The sequence below is a fragment of the Roseivivax sediminis genome (assembly GCF_900112685.1).
In the GTDB taxonomy this organism is placed as follows: domain Bacteria; phylum Pseudomonadota; class Alphaproteobacteria; order Rhodobacterales; family Rhodobacteraceae; genus Roseivivax; species Roseivivax sediminis.
The window spans coordinates 1-1,097 of the sequence record NZ_FOMS01000037.1; the positions used below are offsets into that span (position 1 = coordinate 1).

Sequence of the window (1,097 nt, forward strand, 5' to 3'; positions counted from 1 at the left end):
ATTACTCTCGGGAAAAGCTCGGGGCCATCCGGGCCGGCGAGCGGGTCGGTGTCGCGCCGGTAAGGGCGCAAAGCAAGTCGCGTTTAGGGCAATTGGGCACGTATCGTCTACCCGTCAGCGTCGGCAAGGTAAGCATCGGGGGCGTGTCTGTGTCGTCATGTGGCGTGGTTCCTTGGCGGTGCTCGGGATTGCGGTATCTCCCGCGGTGGAAGATCTGGATGATACGCATCGGCTCACCGCAATCCGGGCACGGCGCTCGCAGCGTATCTGGTGGTGCGGTGCCGTCATCTGACGTCTCGGCGGTCTTTGATGTGCCAAGCAACTCGCTGATCTGCGCGACCGTGTCCTTTTACCCGGCTCCAGCGAGGAAGCCGTAGTGCCGGATGCGGTTGAAGCCGTGAAGCAGGACGTGGATCAGGAAGCTTCGGATGAACTCGTCTGTGGCCGGTTGCATCAACTTCTGCCGATCACCGCGCTTGCTCCTGTAATCCTTCCAGCGAAACGCCACGGTCTCGGCATTGGCGCTGCCAAGGCGAGCTTGCTGGAATCGCGTCGTAGGCGCCGCTGCTGCCGGAGGTGGCGCGTGGCCGTCCGAGATTGCATAGACGCAGCCACGGGCCAGTTTTGAGCGTCCTGAAGCGCATCTGCGCAGCGTGGGTCGACCGGCGTCGCCCCGCCTCATCGTCAGGCTTCGTCGATGATCCTGTTCAAGGTCGCGTCACGGAAGTCCATGAGCTGCACAAGCATGTCGAAGTAGGTGCGGCGCTCCGCCTGGCAGAGTTGCTTGAAGCGCTCGATGTCGGGGCCGGACCGCGGATATTGATCTGTGCGTCCTGTACGGGAAAGGCCCGATCCGAGCCTGTCTGGCGTCGTGACGCTGCCACCACCTCCCAGGTCGCCGGCATGTATTCGAGCATCGCGGTCCGCAGCATGAGCTCGGCGTCCACCCCGGTGGCGGCGGCGAAAGCGGGAATGCGTTCGAGTGGCATGCGCATGTCGCCATTCTTCATCATCGACACCACGTTCGGGCGCTCGTAGCCCATCTCGGTGGCGATCTCGCGTTGGCTCTTGCCGCTGGCCTCGATAGCGTCGGCGAT

At 63.4% G+C, this 1,097-nt stretch carries 2 pseudogenes; both read right to left on the bottom strand.

The features are described from left to right. Positions 1–155: 155 nt before the first annotated feature. Positions 156–535, bottom strand: a pseudogene (locus tag F3H57_RS23045) (transposase); the annotation flags it as partial. Between the two features lie 172 nt (positions 536–707). After that, positions 708–1,097, bottom strand: a pseudogene (locus F3H57_RS22715) (helix-turn-helix domain-containing protein); the annotation flags it as partial.